General features: G+C 65.1%; 22 protein-coding genes and 1 pseudogene. 11 read left to right on the top strand and 12 right to left on the bottom strand.

The features are described from left to right. Positions 1 to 7 precede the first annotated feature (7 nt). A complete protein-coding gene (gene ilvD, locus G566_RS0102310; protein WP_022679068.1) occupies positions 8 to 1,726 on the top strand; it encodes a dihydroxy-acid dehydratase in 1,719 nt (572 codons plus the stop codon). Here ilvD and G566_RS0102305 read toward each other — a convergent pair. After that, positions 1,723 to 2,214 (bottom strand): GNAT family N-acetyltransferase, encoded by a 492-nt coding sequence (locus G566_RS0102305; protein ID WP_022679067.1) that lies wholly within the window; start codon positions 2,212 to 2,214, stop codon positions 1,723 to 1,725. The two genes, ilvD and G566_RS0102305, sit on opposite strands and share 4 nt — an antisense overlap. 43 nt (positions 2,215 to 2,257) lie before the next feature. Between G566_RS0102305 and G566_RS0102300 the strand changes: the two genes are divergently transcribed. Next, entirely contained in the window at positions 2,258 to 3,640 is a 1,383-nt protein-coding gene (locus G566_RS0102300; protein WP_022679066.1) for a bifunctional ADP-dependent NAD(P)H-hydrate dehydratase/NAD(P)H-hydrate epimerase, read from the top strand. Next, positions 3,637 to 4,851 (top strand): class I SAM-dependent RNA methyltransferase, encoded by a 1,215-nt coding sequence (locus tag G566_RS0102295; protein ID WP_022679065.1) that lies wholly within the window; start codon positions 3,637 to 3,639, stop codon positions 4,849 to 4,851. The genes G566_RS0102300 and G566_RS0102295 overlap by 4 nt, the downstream gene beginning before the upstream one ends. Here the strand turns inward: G566_RS0102295 and G566_RS0102290 are convergent. The 3 genes from G566_RS0102290 to G566_RS13265 form a co-directional block, all read right to left on the bottom strand. Next, a complete protein-coding gene (locus tag G566_RS0102290) occupies positions 4,842 to 5,288 on the bottom strand; it encodes an MAPEG family protein (protein WP_022679064.1) in 447 nt (148 codons plus the stop codon). The two genes, G566_RS0102295 and G566_RS0102290, sit on opposite strands and share 10 nt — an antisense overlap. A 90-nt stretch (positions 5,289 to 5,378) precedes the next feature. Next, positions 5,379 to 6,473, bottom strand: a complete 1,095-nt coding sequence (locus tag G566_RS0102285; protein WP_022679063.1) for a 1,9-bis(guanidino)-5-aza-nonane synthase — start codon at positions 6,471 to 6,473, stop codon at positions 5,379 to 5,381. Positions 6,474 to 6,588: 115 nt separating this feature from the next. Beyond that, entirely contained in the window at positions 6,589 to 7,791 is a 1,203-nt protein-coding gene (locus tag G566_RS13265) for a type III PLP-dependent enzyme (RefSeq protein WP_040605298.1), read from the bottom strand. Positions 7,792 to 8,075: 284 nt separating this feature from the next. On the opposite strand from G566_RS13265, the gene G566_RS0102275 reads away from it, so the two are divergent. After that, entirely contained in the window at positions 8,076 to 9,050 is a 975-nt protein-coding gene (locus tag G566_RS0102275) for a threonine ammonia-lyase (protein WP_022679061.1), read from the top strand. On the opposite strand, the gene G566_RS0102270 is transcribed toward G566_RS0102275, so the two are convergent. The 3 genes and pseudogenes from G566_RS0102270 to glpD form a co-directional block, all read right to left on the bottom strand. Then, positions 9,047 to 9,784, bottom strand: a complete 738-nt coding sequence (locus G566_RS0102270) for a DUF2189 domain-containing protein (RefSeq protein WP_243442390.1) — start codon at positions 9,782 to 9,784, stop codon at positions 9,047 to 9,049. The two genes, G566_RS0102275 and G566_RS0102270, sit on opposite strands and share 4 nt — an antisense overlap. Positions 9,785 to 10,013: 229 nt before the next feature. Further along, positions 10,014 to 10,109: pseudogene (locus G566_RS15905) on the bottom strand (PEPxxWA-CTERM sorting domain-containing protein); the annotation flags it as partial. Positions 10,110 to 10,914: 805 nt separating this feature from the next. Next, positions 10,915 to 12,450 carry a glycerol-3-phosphate dehydrogenase gene (glpD, locus tag G566_RS13255; RefSeq protein ID WP_022679058.1) on the bottom strand — a complete coding sequence of 512 codons (1,536 nt, stop codon included), beginning with the start codon at positions 12,448 to 12,450 and terminating at the stop codon, positions 10,915 to 10,917. Between the two features lie 42 nt (positions 12,451 to 12,492). On the opposite strand from glpD, the gene glpK reads away from it, so the two are divergent. The 4 genes from glpK to G566_RS0102240 all read left to right on the top strand — a co-directional run bounded on the left by glpK (position 12,493) and on the right by G566_RS0102240 (position 16,799). Beyond that, a complete protein-coding gene (gene glpK, locus G566_RS0102255) occupies positions 12,493 to 13,968 on the top strand; it encodes a glycerol kinase GlpK (protein WP_022679057.1) in 1,476 nt (491 codons plus the stop codon). After that, entirely contained in the window at positions 13,965 to 14,144 is a 180-nt protein-coding gene (locus tag G566_RS0102250) for a hypothetical protein (protein ID WP_022679056.1), read from the top strand. The genes glpK and G566_RS0102250 overlap by 4 nt, the downstream gene beginning before the upstream one ends. A gap of 172 nt (positions 14,145 to 14,316) precedes the next feature. After that, positions 14,317 to 14,568, top strand: a complete 252-nt coding sequence (locus tag G566_RS0102245; protein WP_040605297.1) for a hypothetical protein — start codon at positions 14,317 to 14,319, stop codon at positions 14,566 to 14,568. Positions 14,569 to 14,666: 98 nt separating this feature from the next. Next, a complete protein-coding gene (locus tag G566_RS0102240) occupies positions 14,667 to 16,799 on the top strand; it encodes a PQQ-dependent dehydrogenase, methanol/ethanol family (RefSeq protein ID WP_022679054.1) in 2,133 nt (710 codons plus the stop codon). A gap of 31 nt (positions 16,800 to 16,830) precedes the next feature. On the opposite strand, the gene G566_RS0102235 is transcribed toward G566_RS0102240, so the two are convergent. The 3 genes from G566_RS0102235 to G566_RS13250 form a co-directional block, all read right to left on the bottom strand. Then, on the bottom strand, positions 16,831 to 18,006 hold the full coding sequence (locus tag G566_RS0102235; RefSeq protein WP_022679053.1) for a vWA domain-containing protein: 1,176 nt from the start codon (positions 18,004 to 18,006) through the stop codon (positions 16,831 to 16,833). Positions 18,007 to 18,095: 89 nt separating this feature from the next. Further along, positions 18,096 to 18,740: a glutathione S-transferase family protein gene (locus G566_RS0102230; RefSeq protein WP_022679052.1), complete on the bottom strand. Its 645-nt coding sequence runs from the start codon at positions 18,738 to 18,740 to the stop codon at positions 18,096 to 18,098. Then, complete coding sequence (locus tag G566_RS13250) at positions 18,737 to 19,690, bottom strand: SDR family NAD(P)-dependent oxidoreductase (RefSeq protein WP_022679051.1); 954 nt, start codon at positions 19,688 to 19,690, stop codon at positions 18,737 to 18,739. The genes G566_RS0102230 and G566_RS13250 overlap by 4 nt, the downstream gene beginning before the upstream one ends. Before the next feature lie 30 nt (positions 19,691 to 19,720). Here G566_RS13250 and G566_RS0102220 point away from each other — a divergent pair, with 30 nt between their 5' ends. From G566_RS0102220 to G566_RS0102210, 3 genes are all read left to right on the top strand, one after another. Beyond that, a complete protein-coding gene (locus tag G566_RS0102220; RefSeq protein ID WP_040605296.1) occupies positions 19,721 to 20,452 on the top strand; it encodes an SDR family NAD(P)-dependent oxidoreductase in 732 nt (243 codons plus the stop codon). Further along, the gene (locus G566_RS0102215; protein WP_022679049.1) at positions 20,449 to 21,180 is read left to right on the top strand and encodes an SDR family NAD(P)-dependent oxidoreductase; all 732 of its coding nucleotides are present in this window, start codon (positions 20,449 to 20,451) and stop codon (positions 21,178 to 21,180) included. Before G566_RS0102220 ends, G566_RS0102215 begins: the two co-directional genes overlap by 4 nt. A 78-nt stretch (positions 21,181 to 21,258) precedes the next feature. Next, positions 21,259 to 23,142, top strand: coding sequence for an amidase (locus tag G566_RS0102210; protein WP_022679048.1), 1,884 nt, complete (start codon positions 21,259 to 21,261; stop codon positions 23,140 to 23,142). 9 nt (positions 23,143 to 23,151) lie between these two features. On the opposite strand, the gene G566_RS0102205 is transcribed toward G566_RS0102210, so the two are convergent. Beyond that, positions 23,152 to 23,997: an AAA family ATPase gene (locus G566_RS0102205; protein ID WP_022679047.1), complete on the bottom strand. Its 846-nt coding sequence runs from the start codon at positions 23,995 to 23,997 to the stop codon at positions 23,152 to 23,154. Between the two features lie 82 nt (positions 23,998 to 24,079). Then, entirely contained in the window at positions 24,080 to 24,775 is a 696-nt protein-coding gene (locus G566_RS0102200; protein ID WP_156874399.1) for a hypothetical protein, read from the bottom strand. Positions 24,776 to 24,886 lie beyond the last annotated feature (111 nt).

The raw sequence follows: 24,886 nt of genomic DNA, 5'->3' as shown, positions 1-24,886 counted from the left end.
CCCTAAAATGACAAGATTCGACAAGTCCAAGCTGCCCAGCCGTCATGTTTCGGTGGGGCCGGAGCGGGCGCCGCATCGCAGTTATTATTACGCCATGGGGCTGACCGAGGAGGAAATCGGGCGGCCGTTCGTGGGGATTGCCTCTGCGGGGAATGACTCGGCACCGTGCAACACCACACTGGATGCGCAGGCGGATGCGGCGCGGATTGGGGTGAACGAGGCGGGCGGGATGCCGCGGCGGTTCAACACCATCACCGTCACGGACGGGATCGCCATGGGGCACCAGGGCATGAAGGCGTCGCTGGTTTCCCGCGATTGCATTGCCGACAGTGTCGAGCTTTCGATGCGCGGCCATTGTTATGATGCGCTGATCGGCTTTGCCGGGTGCGACAAGAGCCTGCCGGGCATGATGATGGCGATGCTGCGGCTGAATGTGCCGAGCATCTTTGTTTATGGTGGGTCGATCCTGCCCGGCCGTTTTGAAGACAAGGACGTGACCGTGGTGGACGTGTTCGAGGCGGTGGGCGGCTTTGCGGCCGGCAACTGCCCGATTGCCCGGCTGACGGCGCTGGAGAAGGTGGCGTGCCCCGGCCATGGTGCGTGCGGCGGGCAATATACCGCCAACACCATGGCCTGTGTGGGCGAAGCCATTGGGCTTTCGCTGCCCAACAGCAACATGGCGCCGGCGCCCTATGGCAGCCGCGCCGACATCGCGATTGCGGCGGGCAAGCAGATCATGACTCTGCTGGAGCGCAACATCCGCCCGCGCGATATCTGCACGCGCGAAGCGTTCGAGAATGCGGCGCGGATCGTGGCCGCCACAGGCGGTTCCACCAACGGCGCGCTGCACTTGCCGGCCATGGCCAACGAGTGTGGCGTGAAGTTTGATCTGTTCGACATGGCCGAGATTTTCAAGACGACGCCGTACATTGCCGATCTGAAGCCCGGCGGCAAATATGTGGCGAAGGACATGTATGACGCGGGCGGCGTGTACATGGTGTTGAAAACGCTGTTCGATGCCGGCTTCATCCATGGCGACTGCATGACGGTGAGCGGCAAGACGCTGGCCGAGAATATTGACGAGATCAGCTGGAACCCGAACCAGAAGGTGATTTACGAGGTTTCGAACCCGATCACGCCCACCGGCGGTGTTGTGGGCCTGAAGGGCAGCCTGGCCCCTGATGGTGCCATCGTGAAGGTGGCGGGGATGAAGACGCTGCAGTTCCGTGGCCCGGCCCGCGTGTTTGACAGCGAGGAGGCCTGCTTTGCCGTCGTCGAGCAGCGCGGGATCGTGCCCGGCTGCGTGATCGTGATCCGCTATGAAGGCCCCAAGGGTGGGCCGGGCATGCGCGAGATGCTGTCCACGACGGCGGCGCTCTATGGCCAGGGCATGGGCGAGCAGGTGGCGTTGATCACCGATGGCCGGTTCTCGGGCGCGACGCGCGGGTTCTGCATCGGGCATGTGGGGCCGGAAGCGGCCGAAGGCGGGCCGATCGCGCTGATCGAGGATGGTGACATGATCAGCATCGATGCGGAGGCCGGCACCATCGAGCTGGAGGTGGACGCTGCTGTGCTGGACGCGCGGCGGGCCAACTGGGTTCCACGCGCCACCGATTACCAATCAGGCGCGATCTGGAAATTCGCGCAGACGGTGGGCCCGGCGCGGCTGGGGGCGGTGACGCATCCTGGCGCGCATGGGGAAACCCACGTGTTTGCGGATATCTAAAGCGCGAAGCGTTTGCGGATGCGGTCCACCGGCGTGCCGTCTTTCAGCGGCACGGCCGGCACGATTTCGTGATCAATGAAACCCATGCGGCTGTAGAAGGTGAGGCCGCCGGTGTTGTCGCCGCGGATGGTGGCGTTGATGGCGGTGAGGCCGATTTCGCGGGCGCGTGCCGTGGTGGCATCGAGCAGCGCGGAGCCGACGCCCGATTGCGTGCCGCCGACACGGGTGAAGGTGGCGATGTCCCCAATGTGCGCTGGCAGGAAGGGTTGCGTGCCCAGCGTCTGAAAGCCGAGCAGGCAGCCATCGGCCTCTGCCACGAAGCAGCAATGCACCGTGGGGCCGATCAGATAAGCCTCCCGCAACCTCTCGGGCGTGAACGGCGTTTCGAACGCAGTGGTGCCGCCGCGCGCGATGATGGCGTTCAGCAGTTCGGCCAGTTCGGCGGCATCTTCGGCGCGGACGGCGCGGATGTGGAGAGGTACGGTCATCACCGGCCTTGTGCCGACGCGCGTGCTTTGTGACAAGGCGCGCATGTTGAAACCCGATTCTGGCCCCACCATCGTTTCTGCCGCTGCCATGCGGGCCGCTGAAGCTGCTGCCATCGCGGCCGGCACCTCCGCGCTTACCCTGATGGAACGGGCGGCGGCAGGCGCGGCGCGGGCGATCATGGCGTTCGCGCCGGCTCGGCACGCCACCGTGCTGTGCGGGCCGGGCAATAATGGCGGCGATGGCTATGGCATTGCCTGCCGGCTGGACGAAGCCGGCGTGGCGGTCACGGTGGCCGCCGATGCGCCGCCCACGTCCGAGCCAGCAGCGACCATGGCGCGGCGCTGGACAGGCCCCGTGGTGCCGCTGAGCGAGGCGCCGGCCGCGCCGTTGATCGTGGATGCACTGCTCGGCACTGGCCTTACCCGACCGCTGCCGGAAAGCGCCCAGGCGGCGCTGGATCGTTTGCAGGGTGTCGGGCGCGTGGTGGCCATCGACATCGTCTCGGGGTTGGACGCGGATACCGGCAAGGCGCTGGGCCGGGTGCTGCCGGCGGAGCTGACGCTGAGTTTTGGAGCCGCCAAGCCCGGGCACGTGTTGGGCGAAGGCGCCTTCGTCACCGGCCGGCTGGCGGTGGTGGATATCGGCATTGCCATCGAAAGCCCGCTGGCTTTCACGGCGCGGCCGCAGTTGCTGGGGCCGGGGCGCGAGGCACACAAATATGCGCGCGGCTGGGTGATGGTGGTGGAAGGCACGCCCGGCCATGGTGGCGCGTCGGGTCTGGCCGGCTTGGCGGCGCTGCGCACGGGCGCGGGGCTGGTGACGCTGGCCGGAGAGGGCGGCCCAATGCCGGCGCTGGCGCTGATGCGGCGCAATGATGACGAGGCCGCTGCGCTGCTGACCGACAAGCGGCTGGGCGCGGTGGTGATCGGCCCGGGCATGGAGGCGGATGCACGGGCGCGTGGCTGGCTGAAGCGGCTGAGCTGGGCCGGCAAGTCACTTGTGATCGATGCGGGCGCCCTGCGCCTGCTGCCGCGCGGGCCGATTGGCGCGCCCGCCGTGCTTACCCCGCACGAAGGCGAGTTCACGCAGCTGTTTGGCCCGGTGGGGGAAGACCGGTTGGGTGCAGTGCAGGCGGCGGCGCGCACCAGTGATGCGGTGGTGCTATTGAAGGGCGCCGCCACCATCATCGCGGCACCGGATGGCCGCACGGCGATCAACGCCCATGCCAGCCCGTTTCTGGCCACGGCCGGTTCGGGCGATGTGCTGGCCGGGATGATCGCTGCACTGATCGCGCAGGGGCTGCCGCTGTTCGAAGCAGCGCAGGCGGCGGCCTGGTTGCATGGCGAGGCCGGTTTGCGGCTGGGGCCAGGCGGCATATCCGATGATCTTGTGGCCAGCCTGCCGGCCGTGCTGGCCGCGTTATGAGCGGCGTTGCCAGTTCTTGGCGCCCCATCGTGCGGCTGGCGGCGCGGGGGGATGGCGTCAGCGATGATGGCCGCTTCGTGCCGCTGGCGGCAGTAGGCGACAGCGTGGATTTCAGCAGCAATCCGCCGCGCATCATTGCCGGCCCGCACCACGCGGCCCCGGCTTGCGCCCATTATCCGGATTGTGGCGGCTGCCAGATGCAGCACATGGATGAAGCGGCTTATCGGGATTTCGTGATCGACCGGTTGAGCCGGGTGTTGGCGCTGCCGGCCGATGTGCGGCCCATTGCGCTGTCCCCACCGCGCAGCCGGCGCCGCGCGAGCCTGAAGGCGCTGAAGCGCAGCGGGAAGCTGGTGCTGGGCTTTCACAGCGAAGGCACACACGCGCTGGTTGATATCGCCGATTGCCCGGTGCTGGCGCCGGAATTGATGGCGCTGCTGGGCCCGCTCAGGGTTCTGCTGCGGGCGCGGTTGAGGGACGGGCAGGGGGCGGGAATCGCGCTCACGCTGTCGGATGCCGGGGTGGATGTGCTGCTCGCCAATGTGTCGGCCGAAGGGCTGGCGGCGATCGAGGCGCTGACAAATTTTGCCGACAAACATGATCTGGCGCGGTTGAGCGTGGAAGGGCCCGGCGGCATCGACACACTGGTGGAGCGGCGGCAACCGGTGCTCAACATGGGCGGCGTCGCTGTGCCATTGCCGGTGGCACCGTTCCTGCAGGCAACGCGCGAGGGCGAGGCGGCGCTGGTGGCGGCAGTGCTGGAGTCCGTCGGCGGGGCAGCACGGGTGGCCGATCTGTTCTGCGGGCTCGGCACATTCGCCCTGCCGCTTTCGCAAAAGGCGGCTGTGCTGGCCGTCGATGCGGCCGGGCCGGCCGTGATGGCGCTGGGCGCGACCGCCCGCAGTGCTGGCCGCCGGGTGGAGGTGCAGCACCGTGACCTGTTCCGCCGGCCGCTGGTGGACAAGGAACTGGCCGGGCTGAATGCGGTCGTGTTCGATCCGCCACGCGCCGGGGCCGAAGCGCAGGCCAAGGCGCTGGCCGCATCACCGGTGCCGGTGATCGTCGCGGTATCCTGCAATCCCAACAGCTTCGGCCGCGATGCGAAGATTTTGGTGGAAAGCGGCTATCGCCTCACCACGCTGTGGCCAGTGGCGCAGTTCCGCTGGTCATCGCATGTCGAACTGGTGGCGCGCTTCGAACGTCAGGCCTGAGCGCTGGCGATGCTGAGGGCCAGCAGGACCAGGCCAAGCAGGCAGAGCGACGCCAGCGCGAACACCAGGAAGCGCACGACGACCCGGTTCGACAGGATCTGCACGAGGCTGTGAACGATCCGCAGGCCGGCATAACCCCAGGCCAGGTTCACGGCCAGGCTGCCGCCTTCACCCATCACCGCCAGCGCCAGCGCGGTTGCGTAGAAGATCGTCGGCTGTTCCATCAGATGATTGTAATTGTCGGCCACCCAGCTGGCGCGGTGCTCGCCGGCAGCGACCAGATCATCTCGCAGACTCTTGCCGGTGGCGCCCACCATCTTGGTACCATCGATGCCCGCGCGGCCCATGGCCGGGATGCGCGTGGCGTACATCCAGATCCACACGATCATCGTCCAGCCGGCCAGCACCAGCATCGGCAGCAAGATTGCCTTGTTCATATGAAAAACCCTCCCCGTTTGTGGCGGGGAGGGTTCTTAGGTTTTCAAGCCGATGTCAAACGGAGAGGGTTACCCCTCAGCACTTCGCCGTCAGGCGAACAGCTTGCCCCACGCGCGCTTGGCGCGGACCTTCCAATGGCCGCGGTGATAGGCGTCGCTGGCGAGCAGCGGCATCACGCTGCCGGCTTCGGCGAACACCATCTGTTCGATGCCGGTGTTGACCTTGCCCCACGAGGCCGCTTCCTGCAGCGTCGAGGACGAGCAGGCGCCATCGCGCACGTCGGCCACGGTGATCTGCACGGCATATTTGTGCACTTCCACATCGTGGTGGCCGAGGATCTCGGCGCAGACCACGGTGTCCTGAATGAAGTTCTTCGGCACGCCGCCGCCGATCATTAACAGGCCGGTGGTGCCGGCCTTGATCTTGATGTCGGTCAGTTCGCGGAAATCGGCGATGGCATCCAGCATCATATAGGGCTGGCCGGCCTTGGCGCGATCAACCTGGTGCTTCACCAGGCCGAAACCGGCGCTGCTGTCGACGAAGGCCGGGCAGAAGATCGGCACGTCATGCTCATAGGCGAGCTTGACGAGGCTGTTCTCCTTCTTGCCATGCTCGGACAGATACTTGCCCATCTCCCGAATGAAGGCGCGGCTGGAATAACCGCGCGGTTCCAGCGTGTTGGCGATCTCGTAGATGGTGTGATCGCAATCCTGCAGGGCTTCTTCATCGATATAGGTATCGTAGATGCGATCGATCAGCAGCGAGCGCAGCGTGTCGTCATCCGGCACTTCCAGGGCCTGATAATGCTTGTGGCCAAGGCCTTCGAAGAAATCCATGTCAACGATGGAGGCGCCGGTGGCGACGATGCCATCGATCATGTTGTTGCGCAGCAGATCGGCATAGAGATCCATGCAGCCGCCGGCGCTGGTCGAACCGGCGATCACTAGGAAGATGGTGCAATCGGGATCGGCCAGCATCTGGTTGTAGATGGCGGTGGCGCGGGCCAGATCGCGGCTGGTGAAGCTCATCTTGGCCATGCCGTCGATGATCGGGCGGGCGTCAAAGCTCTTGATGTCGATATGTTCGACGAGCGTCGACAGCAGCTCGGCCTTGCGCTGGCGCTCGGCGGGGGTGAGCTCGGTAACGACGGCGTTTAGAGGGTTGGGGTTCAATGTATCGGTCATGGATTGCTCCCGTGTTCAGACGATGGCCCGGCGCGTGAGCGCCGCCCGCGGCCGGGGGAGTCCGGCGCCGAGCGGGGAAAGCGGCCCCCGCCGGCAAAAGCGGGGGCCTGAAGACTTACTTCGAGCGCAGCTGGATAATCTTGTCCGGCGACTCTTCCGTGACAGCATAGAGCGTGTCCATCGGTTCGTCCGACACGATCACCGTTTCGCCGGCAGTGAAGCCGTTGAAGCCGGTGCGCATGGCGGAACCATAGGCGCCGAGCATGCCGATCTCGATATAGTCACCGGCCGCGATATCGGCGGGCAGGGCGAACGGCCCGCGCATGTAATCCATGTCGTCGCAGGTCGGGCCCCAGAAGCTGAACTCCATGTCGCGCGCCCGGCTGACGGTGTCGCGCACCAGTTCGACCGGGAAACGCCAATCGATATGCGCGGCATCGAACAGGGCACCATAGGCACCATCGTTGATGTACAGCACATCGCCCTTGCGGGCTTCGACGCGGACCAGCACCGAGCTGTACTCGGCGCACAGCGCGCGGCCCGGCTCGCACCATAGTTCGGCCGAATAGGAAATCGGCAGGGCTTCGAAGGCGCGGTGGATCACTTCGAAATAGGCTTCAAGCCGGCCCGGCTCCATGCCCGGATAGATGGACGGGAAACCGCCGCCAACATCGACGATATCGACGGTGACGCCGGCGCCAACGATGGCGGCACGCACCTGCGCCATGGCATCGCCATAGGCCTGCGGGCTCATCGCCTGGCTGCCGACGTGGAAGCAGATGCCCAGCGCATCGGCCACCTGGCGGGCGGCCATCAGCACGGGGGCGGCTTCATCGGCATGCACGCCGAATTTCGACGCCAGGCTGAGTTTGGAGTGCGAGGAGGAGACGCGCAGCCGCACGCACAGCGTGAGGTCGGTCGCGGCTACGCCGTCCTTCGACGTGGCGGCCACGATCTTGTCCAGCTCGTCGATGCTGTCAAGGCTGAATACCCGCACGCCATGGCTGTGATAGGCTTCGGCAATGGCCTCCGGCGGCTTGATCGGGTGCATGAAGCACAGGACCGCATTGGGCGCCACTTCGCGCACCAGGCGCACTTCGGCGATGGAGGCGACATCATAATGCGTCAGCCCCGCATCCCACAGGGTGCGGATCAGATCAGCGGAAGGGTTGGCCTTGACCGCATACATCGACGTGCCCGGAAACATCGACAAGAAGAACCGGGCCGCGCGGCGAGCGGCATGAGGGCGGACAAGGGTAACGGGCTGCGTTGGACGCAGGAGCCGCGCTACCGACAGCGCTTCGTTTTGCTTGAGCAACTCAAGGGACCTCCGGGTGGGCAAAGTATGTCGCTGCTGCGCGCTTGACCGGTTGGCCCCCGAAAGGGCCGCCCGGGCGATCGCCGGCATTGACACCAAAGCTGCCTTGCGGTGGAAGTCCCATGGGGCAGCGGCGCGCTACCTATGGTTTAACCCCCCCCGTGTAAAGAAGATTTTTGTTACAATGCGCCGCTGAAGAAAAAGCGGGTTTTTGCTTTGGCTTTCAATAGGTTGCCTTGGGGCTTCCCAGCCTTGTGACATTTTTGTGAAAGGGCGTTTTTTCAATGACTTCCCCGGTTGTCCATGCAGATGTCCTGGCTGCGGCAAAACGCCTTGGCACCTGGCCGGTGCGCACCCCGCTTTTGAACAATCCGACGCTGGATGCGCTCTGCGGTGGCCGCGTGTGGTTCAAGCCTGAGAATCTGCAGCACACCGGCAGCTTCAAGTTCCGCGGCGCGATGAATCGCCTGCTGGCGATCCCGCCCGAAGGCCGGCGCGGCGGCGTGGTGGCCTATTCCTCGGGCAACCATGCGCAGGGCGTCGCGCGGGCGGCAAAGCTGCTGGGCATGCCGGCGGTGATCGTGATGCCATCGGACGCGCCGAAGCTGAAGGTGGAGCGCACGCGGGCTGATGGCGCAGACGTGGTGTTCTATGACCGGCTGACCGAAAGCCGCGAGACGATTGCGGCAAAACTGGCCGAAGCGCGCGGGGCCATCATTGTGCCGCCCTTTGCCGATCCGCTGATCATCGCCGGCCAAGGCACAGCCGGGCTGGAAGCGGTGCAGGATCTGGCGGCCAAGGGCGAGACGGCCGATCTGGTGCTGACCTGCTGCGGCGGTGGCGGGCTTTCGGGCGGGTTTGCGGCCGGCAGCCAGTTGCCGATCGTTGTGGTGGAACCGGAAGGCTATGATGACGTGTGCCGCAGCCTGGCGGCCGGGCGCATCCTGCCGGTGGAAAACCCCGGCCCCACCCGCTGCGACGCGCTGCAGACACTTGTGATGGCGGAGATCACCTTTGAAACCCTGCGCCACCATGGTGCTACCGGCGTATCGGTGAGCGAGGCCGAGGTGGCGCGTGCGGTGGCCTTTGCCTTCCGCGAACTGAAACTGGTGGTGGAGCCGGGGGGCTGCGTGACGCTGGCCGCGCTGCTGGCGGGAAAGGTGGACGTGCAGGGCACGACGGTGATTGCAACGCTTTCGGGCGGCAATATCGATGCGGAGGTGCTGGTTTCGTGCCTTCAGGAGGCCGGCGCGCTCTAGGCCACCAGCCGGCGATACAGGTGCCAGGTGGCGTGGCCCAACACCGGCAGCACCACCAGCAGGCCCAGAAAGGCTGGCAGCATGGCGAGGAACAGCGCGGCGGCGACCAGCACGGCCCAGCCCAGCAGGACCGCGCCATTGTCGCGCACGCTGGCGAGGCTGGCGATGACCGCCGTCATGAAATCGACGTCGCGATCAACCAGCATCGGCAGGCTGACCACGGTGACGGCATAGAAGCCCAGAGCCAACAACGCACCGATCGCACTGCCGAAGGCCAGCATTACGATGCCGGTGCTGGTGAGAAGGAAGGCCAGACTGTCGGTCCCGCTGTCGGCCTGGAAGATGGCAAAGATGGCGTGGGCGATCATCAGCCAGAAGCCGAACGCCACGAAGATGATGACGCCCATCGAAAGGATCTGATCGTCGCCGCGGCCCCTGAGCGCGCCGAGCACCCCGCCCCAGCGCAGCGGTTGCAGCGCTTCGCGGCAGCGGCTGACTTCATAGAGGCCAACGGCGCAGAAGGGCGCCAGCAGCGGAAACCCGGCGGCGGCCGGCACCAGCCACGCCACGGCGCTTTGCGTCGCCAGGGCCCAGGCCAGCGCCAGCCCGGCGGCCACGTAGATGCCGGCAAAGAACAGACCGAACAGCGGTGCGGCGCGATAATCGGCCCAGCCCGCAGCGAGCGCGGCGCTGAGATCGGACCACGCCAGCCGATTCCTGATCGTGACAGGCACGGCCTTCGCTTGCCCCGCCGACATCATCGCATCCCCCAAACTGCCGACGATAGGCGCCGGTCGTTTAAGGGGATGCTGCCCCAGCAGTGGATCAGCGGCAATTAGGGATCAATGCTGATCCCGTCGGCGTGGTCTGCAACGACAATGCAGCTGCGCCGGCAGTGGCAACAAACGTTTGCTGCCATTGCCGGCGCGGCCAGCGTGATCTGGCGTCAGAGCAGCAGCTTGCTCAGGCGGCGGTCGCCGCTGCCCGGCGGCGCATGGTGGCACCCACCAGGCCAAAGCCGGTGAGCAGCATTGCCCAGGTGGCCGGTTCCGGAATCGCCCCACCCACTGCTTGCGGGTTGAGCGCGCCAACCAGCGACGTGGACGCAATGGTTTGGTTGTTGGTGAGGAAGCCCAGCCGCAGCGAGGAGACTGTGCCGCCACTGGCAATGCCGAATGTCGACAGATCGAGCCCGCAGGCATTGAGCTGGAAGCCAACCGCACTGAAGCCGGTACCGGCCGACTGGCATTGGCTGGAAATGCCATTGATCGTCACCAGCCAGCGATCGGGCGCGCCCAGTTCGAACAGAACGATATCATTGCCGGCGCCGTTGACCGCCACATTATCGGTGAAGCCCAGGTCGAGGAAGGCGCCCTGGCTGAAGGAAAAGGCGAAGGTGCCGGGATCGGTGTCGGTCACCACGGTGGACAGCGTGCCGCCCGAAACCGAGAAACTGCCCGACGAGCTGTTGAGTACGTCGACAAAGGCGTTGTTGTCGAAAGAGAAGCCACCCACCGAAACGGCAGCACTGGCCATTTGCGGTACCGCCAAGGCAGCGGCGGCACATAGAATTCGAATCAACTTGGACATGGTCATACCCCTCGATTGCTCATCCCGCTGATGAACAATAAGTTGATATGCAATTAACATGCCATCCTGTGCAGTGAGAAAAAAAGCACGACAGATCAGGCCGATCACTTGGGCCACCTCTTTCGGCTCTTAATGAAGTGTAAAATATTCCGACAGAATAGAACGGCAATGCAATGCACCAGTCTAGCCGCATTCGCACCCGCTGCTCAGTGTGTCTGGCACATTGGAAAATGCTTGGCCGGCTGGTCGCTGCGCCAGCGCAATCCCGGTGGTTTCAGTCAACCCCGGGGCGGGCGAAACGGTGGCCAGCGGGTATTTCGCGGACATCGGCGGGGGTTTCGCCGAACCAGCGGGCAACCTCGGCTTGGGCGGCGCCATCAAGGTGCAAGCCCAGCTTGGTGCGGCGCCACAGCACGTCGGCGCTGGACTGCGCCCATTCATTGGCCTTGAAATAATCGAGTTCGGCTTCGAACACGCCGCCGAAGTTGCGGCCCAACCCGCCCGCCAGCAGATCGGTCGCTGGCGCACCGATGGTCATGGCCAGCCGCTTGACCAACTTGGGATCATAATTGGCCTCACGCGCCTGCAACTGCTCCAGCCAGCGCTTGAAGGCGGCCTGGCCATGTTCGCCCTTGGCGCGGTCGATGGCGCCGCCGGGCAGGGGGGCTTTGCCGGTCCAGCTTTCTGACTTGGGCGCGATGCGGGCCATCACGTCTTCGGCGAGCACGCGGTAGGTGGTGATCTTGCCGCCGACGATGGTCATCGCATCTAGCCCCGGATGTTCAACAAGGCGGTAATCGCGGGTGGTTTCCCGAGCGCTTTCTGGGCCGTCCTTGCCGCTTTCCAGGATCAACGGGCGTACGCCGACAAAGCGATGCACCACGTCATCGGGCGTCAGCGGCCGGGCGAGATAGCGGTTGGCGGCGGACAGGAGATACTCCACCTCCGTATCACTAACCTTAGCATCTTCGGGCCGCTGCACATCGCCTTCGGTGGTGCCGATCAGCGAATAATCCTGCTCATAGGGGATGATGAAGATGATGCGGCCATCGGGCTGCTGCAGCATGAAGGCATCGCGGCCCAGATGCACGCGGCGGGTGATGATGTGGCTGCCTTGCACCAGCCGCAGGGGCGGCGCGTCGTTCAGGCCCATCACGCGGCGGGCAACATCTTCCGCCCACGGCCCGGCGGCGTTGATCAGCCGGTGGGCGGTGATGCTGCGGCCATCGGCGAGGCTGAGCTGCCACAGGCCATCCACGCGTTCGGCCCGCGCCACCGGCGTGCGCGGCAGCACGGTTGCCCCGCGCGCGGCGGCATCCTTCAGGTTTTCGACCACCAGCCGGGCATCGTCCACCCAGCCATCCCAGTAGCGGAAGGCGGTGCGATAGCGCGTATCAAGCGCGCGGCCGGCGCGTTCGCTGCGCAGATCGATGCGCGCCGAACCCGGCACCACCTCGCGCCGGGCGAGATGATCATAAAGGAAGGTGCCCAGCCGCAGCATCCACACCGGGCGCATCCCTTCGGCATGGGGCAACACGAACGGCTGCGGCCACGTGATGTGCGGCGCGATATCGAGCAGCACTTCGCGTTCGGCCAGCGCCTTTCGCACCAGGCCAAAGGCATAATATTCAAGATAGCGCAGGCCGCCGTGGATCAGCTTGGTGGAGGCTGACGAGGTTGCGCCGCCGACATCGCTGGCATCGAGAATGGCCACGGAAAGCCCGCGCCCGGCGGCATCGCGGGCAATGCCGGCGCCGTTGATGCCGGCGCCGATGATGGCAAGATCGAAAGGCTGGGAGGGCACGTTCACAAGTGCTTCCCTAACGGCGTTTGCCGCCATAGAAAAGGCGACATGACTGATCAACTCATCCTCGTGCTCGATGCCGGCACCACCTCCACAAGGGCGATTGCCTTCACCACCACCGGCGAGATCGTCGCCAGCGCGGGGCGCCCGATGACCCAGCATTACCCGGCCAGCGGCTGGGTGGAGCATGACCCGGCCGAAATCCGCGACATGTCGCAGGCCTGCCTGGAAGAAGTGGCCGCCGCCGTGGGCGCGGAACGCATCGCTGCCATCGGCATCACCAACCAGCGCGAGACCATCTGTTTCTGGGATCGCACCACCGGCGAGCCGCTGGCCCGCGCCATCGTCTGGCAGGATCGCCGCACCGCCGATTATTGCGCCGGGCTGAAGGCGGCCGATCCGGGCCTGGAAGCCAAGGTGCAGGCCAAGACCGGGCTTTTGCTCGATCCCTATTTTTCCGGCACCAAGTTCCGCTGGGCGCTCGACAACTGGCCGATGGTGGCCGACGCCGCGCGCGATGGCCGGCTGGCCGTGGGCACGGTGGAAAGCTGGCTGATCTGGCATCTTTCGGGCGGCAGCACGCACGTGACCGACGCCACCAACGCCAGCCGCACGCTGCTGATGGATCTGGCGACCTGCGAATGGGACGATGAACTGATCGCGATGCTGGGCGTGCCCAAGGCTGCGCTGCCCGCCATTGTCGATTGCGCCGGGGCGCTTGCCGAAACCACGCTGCTGGGCCGCACGATCCCGATCACCGGTGCAGCGGGCGATCAGCAGGCGGCTGCCATTGGCCAGGCCTGTCTGTCGGCCGGCATGCTGAAGGCCACCTATGGCACCGGCTGTTTCCTGCTCGCCCATGCCGGGGCAGAGCCGCCGGTCTCCCGCAATCGCCTGCTCGCCACGGTAGCGTGGCGGCTGGACGGCAAGCCCGCCTATGCGCTGGAAGGCGCGATTTTCGTGGCGGGTTCGGCCGTGCAATGGCTGCGTGACGGGCTGGGCATCATCGCCACCAGCGCCGAGAGCGAGGCCCTGGCGCAGAGCGTGCCGGACAATGGCGGGGTGAGCTTCGTGCCGGCGCTGGCCGGGCTGGGCGCGCCCTATTGGGAACCGGATGCGCGCGGGGTGATCTGCGGGCTGTCGGGCGGCACCACCCGGGCGCACGTGGTGCGCGCCGCGCTGGAAGCGCAGGGCCAGCAGACCGCCGATCTGGTTGATGCACTCGCCGCCGATGGTGTGCCGGCCGCGATGCTGCGGGTGGACGGCGGAATGGTCGCCAACAACTGGCTGTGCCAGGATCTGGCTGACAGCCTGGGCGTGGTGGTGGAACGACCGCGCGTGATCGAAACCACGGCGATGGGCGCAGCGATGCTGGCCGGAGTGGGGGCCGGGATTTTTGCCGATCTGGCGGCCGCCGCCGCAATGGCCGCGGCGGATGTGCGCTTTCACCCGGCCACCGATGGCGCCACCCGCAGTGCGCGGCGGGCACAATGGCAGGCCGCTGTTGCCAAGGTGCTGGCGTGAATCCGCTTTCCGGTTTGGCGTTGGTGGCGGCCATGGCGTTGCTGATCGGTGGCCTGTGGCTTTTGCGGCAACCGGGCGGCAACCGCACCAAGGCGCTGCTGATGATCATCGCCGCCTTCGTGGTGGCGTTCAACGCCTTCATTGCCGCCTTTCCGCCACCGCAACTGCCGGGCTGAACAGGGACCGATAAAGCACTGATTGGCGCCATTTACCCGTTTCCTGGAGAGGAATCGGCATTTTCTGGCCCGTTTTGTGTGATTTTGGGATGGATTGCGTCCGTTTGACTTGAAAAACGCACCGGTTTGCATTAATTACGATGGCGTAATGTTAGCAACGATGGAACGAGCCATGCGTGTCTGTCTGATCGCAACCACTCTGGCTGCTGCCGCCCTGCTCGCAACTCCGGTGTTGGCGCAACGCCATGCCGATGTGGTGTATTTGCAGCAGATGAAGGCCAAGCACGCGCGCGAAATGGCGGAAAACGCCAAGCGCAAGCAGGAGGGGGAGGCTGGTGCGCCCGTTGCGCCGGTGCCGGCTGAAAAGGCCAAGCCGTCTGTGCCGGCAACCGCCCGGCCAACGCCGCCGTCGACTTCGAACTGACGCTTCCGGCCGCGACGACGGCCCTGCGAGGAAATCCAGCTTGCATCCCCTCTGGGGGCGGATAGTCTGCCGCCAAGACAGAAGATGGGGAGAATGAAATGAAGCGTGCGCTGTTGCTGATGGCTGGGGCCAGTATTTGGGCTTTGGCAGGCGCGGTCGCGGTTGTGTCTGGCGGACCGGGCAGCGGCGTGCGCGGTGTGGATGCGCAGCGGCTGATGAACGCCCGCAGCGAGCCGGGCAACTGGATGACGCACGGCGGCACCTATGCCGAACAGCGCTTTGCCGATCTGAACCAGATCAACGCCGATAACGTGAAGCAACTGGGCCTCGCCTGGTACGCCGATCTGCCCACCAATCGTGGCCAGGAAGCCACGCCGATCGTGGTGGATGGTACCATGTACACCACGACATCATGGTCGAACGTGATGGCGCTGGATGCCGTCACCGGCAAGGTGAAGTGGCGTTATGATCCCAAGGTGGACAAGGCGCGCGGGCACAGCGCCTGCTGCGATGTCGTCAATCGCGGCGTCGCGGTGTGGGGCGGGCTGGTGTATGTCGCTGCGCTCGATGGCCGGCTGATCGCGCTGGATGCCAACACCGGCAAGGTGAAATGGTCCACGCAAACCTTCACCGATAGCGCCAAGCCCTACACCATCACCGGCGCACCGCGCGTGATGAAGGGGCTGGTGGTGATCGGTAACGGCGGCGGCGAACTCGGCGTGCGCGGCTATGTGACCGCCTATGACGCGATGACCGGCAAGAAGAAGTGGCGTTTCTTCACGGTGCCCGGCAACCCGGCCAACGGCCCCGATGGCGAAGTGTCTGACAGCATCATGGCCGGCAAGGTCGCGCCCACATGGTCGGGCGAATATTGGAAGGGTGGCGGCGGCGGCACCGCCTGGGACGCCATCGTCTATGATCAGGAACTGGATCAGCTCTATATCGGTGTTGGCAACGGCTCCCCGTGGAACCACGAGATCCGGTCCGACGGCAAGGGCGACAATCTCTTCCTGTCGTCGGTGCTGGCGCTGAAGCCGGATACTGGCGAATATCTCTGGCACTATCAGGGCACGCCCGCTGAAACCTGGGATTATACCGCCACCCAGCCGATCATGCTTTCAACGCTGATGATCGAAGGCAAACCGCGCAAGGTGCTGATGCAGGCGCCGAAGAATGGCTTTTTCTACGTGATCGACCGTGCCAATGGTCAGCTGATTTCGGCCAAGGGTTTTGCCACGCAAACCTGGACCACCGGCGTTGACATGAAGACCGGCCGACCGATCGAAGTGCCGGAAGCGCGCTATCGCAAGGCCGGTGCGCTGGTGATGCCGTCGCCGCTGGGCGCCCACAACTGGCACCCGATGAGCTATAGCCCGCGCACTGGTCTGGTCTATCTGCCGGCGCAGGAAATGCCGCAATTCTATCAGAATCAGGAAGGCTTTGAACGCCGCGAAGGCGCCTGGAACCTGGGCATCGCCATCGATCCTGGTACGATACCCGATGATCGGGCCCAGTTCAAGGCGATCAAGGCATCGCTGAAGGGCAAGCTGATCGCCTGGGATCCGGTGGCGCAGAAGCCGGCGTGGGAAATCACCTATGATGGCCCGTGGAATGGCGGTACCCTGGCGACGGCGGGCAATCTGGTGTTCCAGGGCAACGGCGCCGGCGATTTCCAGGCGTTCAACGCCAGCACAGGCACCAAGCTGTGGAACTTCAAGGCGCAGACCGGCATCATCGCGCCGGCCGTGAGCTACAGCGTGAAGGGCCAGCAATATGTGGCGATCATGGTCGGCTATGGCGGCGCCTTCCCGTTGACCGCCGCCTTTGACGATCCGCGCGATGCCCGCAATGGCCGTCTGCTGGTGTTCAAGCTGGGCGGCAAGGGTGCATTGCCCAAGGCGACCGAGCCAGTGTTTGCGGCGGCCAACCCGCCCAGCGACGCCTTCACGCCGGAACAGGTGGCTGAAGGCGGTAAGATCTACAGCGCCAACTGCGCCTTCTGCCATGGCCCGGATGCCCATGCGTCCGGCATTCTGCCTGATTTGCGGCGTTCGGGCGTGCTCACCGATGCAGCGGCGTGGAAGGCCGTTGTTCACGACGGCGCACTGAAGGCCAATGGGATGATCGCCTTCAGCCGCTGGTACACGCCGGCCCAGGTGGAAGCCGTGCGTGGCTATGTTGGCCAGCAGGCCAAGAAATTGCAGGCGCTGGAAGCCGCTGGCGGCAAGTGAGATTGTAAGGGGCCGGCGCTGTGCCGGCCCCTTATTTCTTGCGGCTCAGTTCCCGCATGCCGCGATCCAGCCCTTCCAGGGTGAGAGGATACATGCGGTCGTGCATGATCTCCTTGATCATGCGGATCGACTGGCCGTTCTCCCAATGTTTCTCCGGGATCGGATTCAGCCAGATCGACGAGTGATAGACGTCGGTCATCCGGCGCAGCCAGGCCTCACCGGGTTCCTCGTTCCAATGTTCGGTGCTGCCGCCGGCATAGGTGATTTCGTACGGGCTCATCGAGGCGTCGCCAACGAACACCAGTTTGTAATCATGTGGGAATTTGTGGAGGATCTCCATCATCGGCGTCCGCTCGGTCCAGCGGCGCTTGTTGTCCTTCCACACCGCTTCGTAGGGGCAGTTGTGGAAATAGAAGAATTCCATGTGCTTGAATTCGGATTTTGCGGCCGAGAACAATTCCTCGCACAGCTTGATGTGTGGATCCATCGAGCCGCCGATATCCAGCATCAGCAGCAATTTCACCGCATTGTGCCGTTCCGGGCGCATGACGATATCGAGCCAGCCCTGCTTGGCGGTACCGCGGATGGTGGAATCCAGATCAAGTTCATCCGCCGCGCCTTCGCGGGCAAAGCGGCGCAGGCGGCGCAGCGCGACCTTGATGTTGCGGGTGCCCAGTTCAACGGTTGAATCGAGATTCTTGAACTCGCGCTTGTCCCAAACCTTCACGGCGCTTTGCTTGCGCCCGTCCTTCTGGCCGATGCGCACGCCTTCAGGATTGTCGCCCTGTGCGCCAAAGGGGGATTTGCCGGCGGTGCCGATCCACTTGTTGCCGCCTTCGTGGCGCTTTCTCTGTTCCTCAAGGCGCTTCTGGAGGGTTTCCATCAGCTTGTCCCAGCCCATTTTTTCCAGCTCGGCCCGCTCTTCCTCGCTCAGATTCATTTCGGCCAAGGCGCGCAGCCAGTCTTCCGGAATCTCGGTTTCGGATTCCAGCGTCGGCTCTATCCCCTTGAACACCTTGGCGAACACCTGATCGAACCGGTCGAGCAGGCCTTCGTCCTTCACATAGGTGGCACGGGCCAGATAATAGAAATCGATGATCGAATAATCGATGACGTCACCCTGCAGCGCCTCCAGCATCATCAGATGCTCCTTCATGGAGGCCGGGATTTTCGCGGCGCGCAATTCTTCGAGGAAGGTGAGGAACATCGGGCAGGGCCTTGGGCTTGAGTGTGGCGACTGTTGCCGGCTGCGGGCAGCAGCGCAATGCGGAATTTTGCCAGCCGCGCAGCGCCCACTCAGCCGTGTTCGGCGCCGGAACGGGCCTTCTGTTCGGCAAAGGCCATTTGAAAGGCCGGACGGGCTTCGGCGCGGGCAACATAAGCTGCCAACACTGGATAATCGCCCATCAGCAGCGCCGCCGCCGGCCGGCGCAGCACGCAGACCATCATGATGTCACCCGCGCTGAAATCGCCTTCCAGCCAGTCCTTGTCGCCCAGCCAGGTGGCCAGACCGTCCAGCCGATGCCGCAGCCGCGATTGCAGTATTGGCAGGCGCTCCGCTGTCCACGGCTTGTCACCTTCCAGCAGCACGGCCACTTCGCGTTCGACAATCACCGGTTCGATGGTGCTGACAGCGGCGAACATCCAGGCGATGGCGCGGGCGCGGGCGGCGGGTTCGACGGGCAGTAGGCCGTGCGTTTCGGCAATGTGCAGCACGATGGCGCCGGATTCAAACAGGGTCAGCCCATCGGTTTCATAGGTGGGGATCTGCCCGAAGGGCTGGCGCGCCTTGTGCTCTGGCGTCTTTAGATCGGCGAATGACAGTAGCCGCAGCTCGTGATCTTGCCCCACTTCGGCCAGCGCCCAACGCACCGCCATGTCCCGCGCCAGCCCGCGCCCACGATCGGGGGAGGCGGCGAAGACGCTGACGATGGGTGTCACCCGCGCAGGGCCTTCAGCGTGCGATTTGGCGGAATGACCGTGTCGATGCGGCCACCGGGATAGAAGGCGCGGATCGGGGCCTGTTCGGGCAGGGCGGCCAGCGCCTCCGCCAGCGCCGGCACCTCCCAATGGCCGTCGCCGCTGGCCAGCCAGTCGGCGCTCCAGGGCTGGTAAAGCGCCACGTCGGGCCCTTCGACGCCGAAGATGCGGCCGGTGAAGCGGTTGAGCGGCGAGGCGAGATAGACGACCAGCGGCGAGACATGACCGGGCAGGTGGCGATCAAAACCGTCGGATCTCGGCATCAATTCATCCACTGTAGGGCTGGCCATCACCATGCGGGTGCGGGCGGCTGGCGCAATCGCGTTGGCGCGCACGCCCAGCTTTGCCAGTTCCTGCGCCGCCACCACGGTGAGCGCGGCAATGCCAGCCTTTGCGGCGCAATAGGGCCCGCCATTGATCATCGGGTGCACGCCCACCGGCGACGTGGTGTTGATGATCGCGCGGCCCTGCTTGCGGCCTTCACCCGCCCAGAACTTGGCGGCGTGGTGGCAGACGGCGGTGGTGCCTTTCAGGTGAACGCCGGTTTCCAGGTCATAATCCGCCTCGGTCAGGTCGATCAGGCTGGCCGGGCGGTTGATCCCGGCGTTGTTGACGACGATATCCAGCCCGCCAAACGCGGCCACGGCATCGGCGATGATCGATTCTGCGCCGGCCCAATCGGCAACGCTGGCGCGATTGGCCACCGCACGCCCGCCCAGCCCTACGATTTCGGCCACCACATCGTCCGCCGCGCCCCCCTGTTTTTGATCAGGGGAGCCCCCGGTTACCGACCCACCCAGATCGTTCACCACCACCGCTGCACCGTGGGCGGCCAGCGCCAAGGCGTGGCAGCGGCCCAACCCGCGGCCGCCGCCTGTCACAATCGCGACCTTGCCCGAAAGTAGTGCCATGGCTGAAATCTCCCTGTAATTCGGGGGAGAGTGCGTGTGGGCACGTTTGCCGGCAAGACCGTGCTAGTGACAGGGGGATCGACCGGTATCGGAAATGCAGCCGCGCGTCGGTTTCTGGCCGAGGGCGCACGGGTGATCGTGACCGGCACGCGGGTGAGCGCTGCTGACTATGCCGGCACTGATGGCGATCTTGCGGGAATTGAGTATCACCAGCTCGATCAGGGCGATCTGGCCGCCGTCGCCGCCTTTGATCCGGACGTGGAGCGGCTTGATGCGCTTGTCGTTTCCGGCGCCAAGGTCGCCTACAAGCGCGCCGAATTCATCCCCGAAACCTTTGCCGATGTGCTGGCCACCAATCTCACCGGGCCGATGGCACTGGCGATGAAGTTCCGCGCCGCACTCGCGGCTGCCAGGGGCAGCATCGTGTTTGTTGGCAGCGTTGCCAGTTTCAAGGGCACCATCGGCCAGCCGGCGTACTCTGCCAGCAAGGGCGGCCTGCTCACGCTCACCCGCACGCTGGGGCAGGCGCTGGGCGGCGAGGGGATCAGGGTCAATCTCGTGGCGCCCGGCCTGGTGCGATCCAAGATGACCGCCATCACCTGGGAACATCCCGATCGGCTGGCGGCCACGGAACGGCAAGTGCCGCTGGGCCGTATTGGTGAGCCCGACGATATTGCCGGGCCAATCCTGTTTCTGGCGTCGGATGCGGCGCGGTATGTCACCGGCACGTCGCTGGTGATCGATGGGGGTTTGAGCGCATGAACGGCCTGAACAACGGCAGCTGGGCGCGCGGCAAGTCCGTGCTGGTAACGGGTGGCACGCAGGGCATCGGCAAGGCAGTGGCGGAGCAGTTTCTGGCGCTGGGTGCCAAGGTAACCATCACCGGCACCCGCACCCGGGTCGAATGCTATGACGAACCGCCCGTAGGCGTGACCTATATCCAGGCCGATCTCACCTGGCCGGAAGCCCGCGCCGAAGTGGCCGCGCACATCGACAATCTGGATGTGCTGGTGAACAATGCCGGCCGCAGTTCGGCCAACGAATATGAGCAGGAAGAGTTCGAGCATGTCATCGACACCAACCTGAATGCGGTGATGGATTTGTCGGTGCGTCTGCACCCGCTGTTGAAGGCGACCAAGGGCAGTATCGTCAACGTTGGCAGCCTGGCCAGTTTCCTCGCGCTCAAGGAAGTCCCCGCCTACACCGCGTCGAAAGCCGGGCTGCTCGGCCTCACGCGGGCGCTGGGTGACAAATGGGCGCCTGATGGCGTTCGGGTGAATTTGGTGGCACCCGGCTTCATCGCGACGCGCATGACCGAAGGCGCCCGCACCAACCCGGAGCGCGAGAAGAAACTGATGCGCGCTATACCCATGCAGCGCTGGGGCGAACCCGACGAAATCGCCAGCGCCATCCTGTTCCTCGCCAGCCCGGCCGCCAGCTATATCACCGGGCAGAGCCTGGCCATCGATGGCGGGCTGATGCTGCGCTGATCCGCGGTTGATCTCTGCCATTGACGGGGCGCCGGCGCTGGCCTTTGCTGTGTGGGTGACGGGCAAGGGGGATCAGGCATGAAGCGCAGCCGCAGTATGGCCCTGGTGATGGCAACAATGGCACCAGCCGTGCAAGCGGCGCCGCAATCGCCGGGCCGCATCGAGGTGGCGGAAGCCTCCATCCCGCAGTTGCAAGCGGCGCTGGCCAGCGGGGCGCTGACATCGCGGCAACTGGTGCTGGCTTATCTGGCCCGCATTGCCGCTTATGATCAGATCGGGCCTTCGCTGAACAGCATCGTCACGCTCAATCCCGCCGCGCTGGCGCAAGCGGATGCGCTGGACAAGGAGCGTGCCAGCAAAGGCCCACGCGGGCCGCTGCACGGCATTCCGGTGCTGGTGAAGGACAATTTCGACACCCAGGATATGCCCACCAGCGGTGGCGCGCTGGCGCTGGCGACGTTGCAACCGTCGCAGGATGCCCACCAAGTGGAAAAGCTGCGCAGCGCCGGCGCCATCATCCTCGGCAAAACCGCCATGCACGAACTGGCCGCCGGCACCACCACCATTTCCTCGCTCACCGGCCAGTCGCGCAATCCCTATGATCTGCTGCGTTCACCGGGCGGTTCCAGTGGCGGCACCGGTGCGGCAATTGCCGCCAGCTTTGCCGCGGCCGGCATGGGCAGCGACACCTGCGGTTCGATCCGCATTCCGGCGGCCTATCAGAATCTGTTTGGCCTGCGCACCACGCGCGGGCTGGCGAGCCGGACGGGCGTGATCCCGCTTTCCGATACGCAGGATGTGGCCGGGCCGCTGGCGCGCAGCGTCGCCGATCTGGCGATCATGCTGGATGCGACGGTGGGCAGCGACAAGCGCGACGCGATCACGGCGGGGGCTGATGCACATGTGCCCAAATCCTATGCCGATGCGCTGCAGCCCGGATCACTGAAAGGCGCGCGCATTGGCGTGTTGCGCAGCCTGTTCACCATCGTCCCCGACGATGGGGACGGCAAACTGGTCTATGATCAGGCCATCACCGCGATGCGCAATGCCGGGGCCGAGGTGATCGAAGTGGCGATACCGGGCCTCGACGAGATGTTGACCGAAAGCGGCAGCACGTACGAATTTGTCGAGGATCTGCGCCGCTATCTGGCAGCGCATCCGGGGGCGCCGGTTGCATCATTGGAGGAGATCGTGAAGGCCGGCTTGCATCATGACCAGCTCGACAAGCGGTTGCGTGATCCGCTGGCCGGCCCGGATCGCAGTTCCCCCGGCTATCAGGTGCTGCTGGCCAAACGCACGGTGGCGCGGGCGGCCACGGATGCACTGCTGACCAAGGAGCGGCTGGACGCGCTGCTCTATCCCACCTCACTGGGCCGGCCGCCGGTGATCGGCGCCGAGAATATCGCCAGCAACTGCCGCTTGAGCGTGGTCACCGGCCTGCCGGCGCTGGCCATCCCGGCCGGCTTCACGCCGCGCGGGCTGCCGGTGGGCCTGGAACTGCTGGGGGCCGCTTTTGCCGAACCGCGGCTGCTGGCGTTGGGGCATGGCTGGGAACAATTGGCCAAACCGCGCCAGCCGCCGTTCAGCTCGCCGCCGCTGGTGGCCGGCAAGGCGCCGGGGCCGCAACAGACGGTGGTGAGCTTGGCCGGTGGTGGCACCGCCAAGGCCACGATCCGTTTCAGCTATGATCCCACGACCGCCCGGATGCACGCCGACGTGACCGCCAACGGCAGCGGCAGAGACGCACCCATCGCCATTGCCCTGCACCGCAGCCACGAAGGCGGGCCGGGGCCGATCCTGGTGCCGATCATGCTGCGCGGGCAGAAACGCGTCAGCGCCGATCTGGTGCTCGACGCCTTGGCGCGGGCTGATCTGGTGGCTGGGCGGCTCGCAGCCGTGCTCTACACCGCCGCCGCGCCGCTGGGGACGGGGCGGACGGCGCTGGCCTTCAAGCCGGAGTGAGCGGAAGGCTCAGGCCTGACCTCTGCGGCTCATGAACGCCAGGCGTTCGAACAGCATCACGTCGGCTTCGTTCTTCAGCAGGGCGCCGTGCAGCGGCGGGATCAGGCTCTTGGTGTCGCGGTTGCGCAACACGTCGATGGGCAGATCCTCGTGCATCAGCAGCTTCAGCCAATCCAGCAGTTCGCTGGTGCTGGGCTTCTTCTTCATGCCCGGCACTTCGCGCATGTCGAAGAAGATGTTCATGGCTTCGGCAACCAGGGCACGCTGGATGTTGGGATAATGCACCCGCACGATGGCTTCCATCGTGTCGCGATCCGGGAACTTGATATAGTGGAAGAAACAACGGCGCAGGAAGGCGTCGGGCAGTTCCTTTTCGTTGTTGCTGGTGATGATCACGATCGGGCGCTGGGTGGCCTTGATGCGTTCCCCGGTTTCGTAAACGTCGAATTCCATGCGATCGAGCTCGGTGAGTAGATCGTTGGGGAACTCGATATCGGCCTTGTCGATCTCGTCGATTAGCAGCACCGGCAGTTTTTCGGATGTGAAGGCTTCCCACATTTTGCCGCGGCGGATGTAGTTGGAAATGTCGGAAACGCGCGGATCGCCCAACTGGCTGTCACGTAGGCGGGAAACGGCATCATATTCATACAGGCCCTGCTGGGCCTTGGTGGTGGATTTGACGTTCCATTCGATCAGCGGCGCATCGAAAGCATTGGCGATCTGCTGGGCCAGCACCGTCTTGCCGGTGCCGGGTTCGCCCTTCACCAGCAGTGGCCGGCGCAAGGTGACGGCGGCGTTGACCGCAACCTTCAGATCATCGGTGGCAACGTAACCGGTGGTGCCTTCGAAACGCATGCTGAAATCCCCTTTGCCCGTAAGGGTTATGCGGGCCGGCGTCCGGACGCAATCCTGTCAAACTGCGAAGGGAAGCCGCAGGTCAGCGATAAGCGTAGACGACCTCGTCGGTCTGGCCGCCGCTAAAGCCGAACATCTGGCCTTTGCTGTCGGCCGATTGGCTGGCCAGGCGCGGGCGGCCGTCGGGGCCCAGGCGATAATCGCTCATCTGTTCGAAATTGGTGACCTTGATCAGCAGGTTGAGCTTGAAATTCTCGCGGGCGCGCACCTTCAGGCGCATGACATAGGGCTTGCCATCGTTGCTGGCGATCACCGCTTCACCGGAAAGATGGCTGGAAATGTCGCCCGTGTCGGTGCGCACGGTGCCGGGCGGCAGCACCGGAATCTTCAGCACTTTGCGGCCATCGCCATCCACCATGATGTCGGACGCGGCGGCCATCAGCGTGGCCATGCGGTGATAGCCTGGCACGGGCGTTGCCGCCGTGGCCTTGCGGAATGTCTTCAAATTGCTGGCGCTGGGCGGCTTGCCGTTCACGCTCACCAGCGCCCAGCGTTTGCCATCCCAGCGTTCGACCGTGACGGTCTTTTCCTTGATGCCAGGGCCGCGACGCACGGCGGTGGTGGTGCGGTCAAAGGCGATGCTGGCCGGATCGGCGGCGCGTGCATCGGTGATGATCGCTTCTCGCAGCGGTTCCAGCCGCAGCTCGTCCGCCGGGGCAGCCGCCAGCAGCACGCTGGCCAGCACTGGCATGACAAGCAGAGTAAGGCCCCTTTTCATTGGCTCTTCCGATAGCCCATCGCGACAATCTGCCACAAGCGGCGTCTGGCCGATGCCGCTTCCACCGCGACAAATGCCGCTGCAGCGTTGCAATGCAGCATCACCTGTTAC

Origin of the sequence: Sandarakinorhabdus limnophila DSM 17366 (assembly GCF_000420765.1) — a bacterium.
Taxonomy (GTDB): Bacteria; Pseudomonadota; Alphaproteobacteria; order Sphingomonadales; family Sphingomonadaceae; genus Sandarakinorhabdus; species Sandarakinorhabdus limnophila.
Note: the sequence above shows the minus strand (reverse complement) of the source record. Positions and strands in the feature narration are given on the sequence as shown.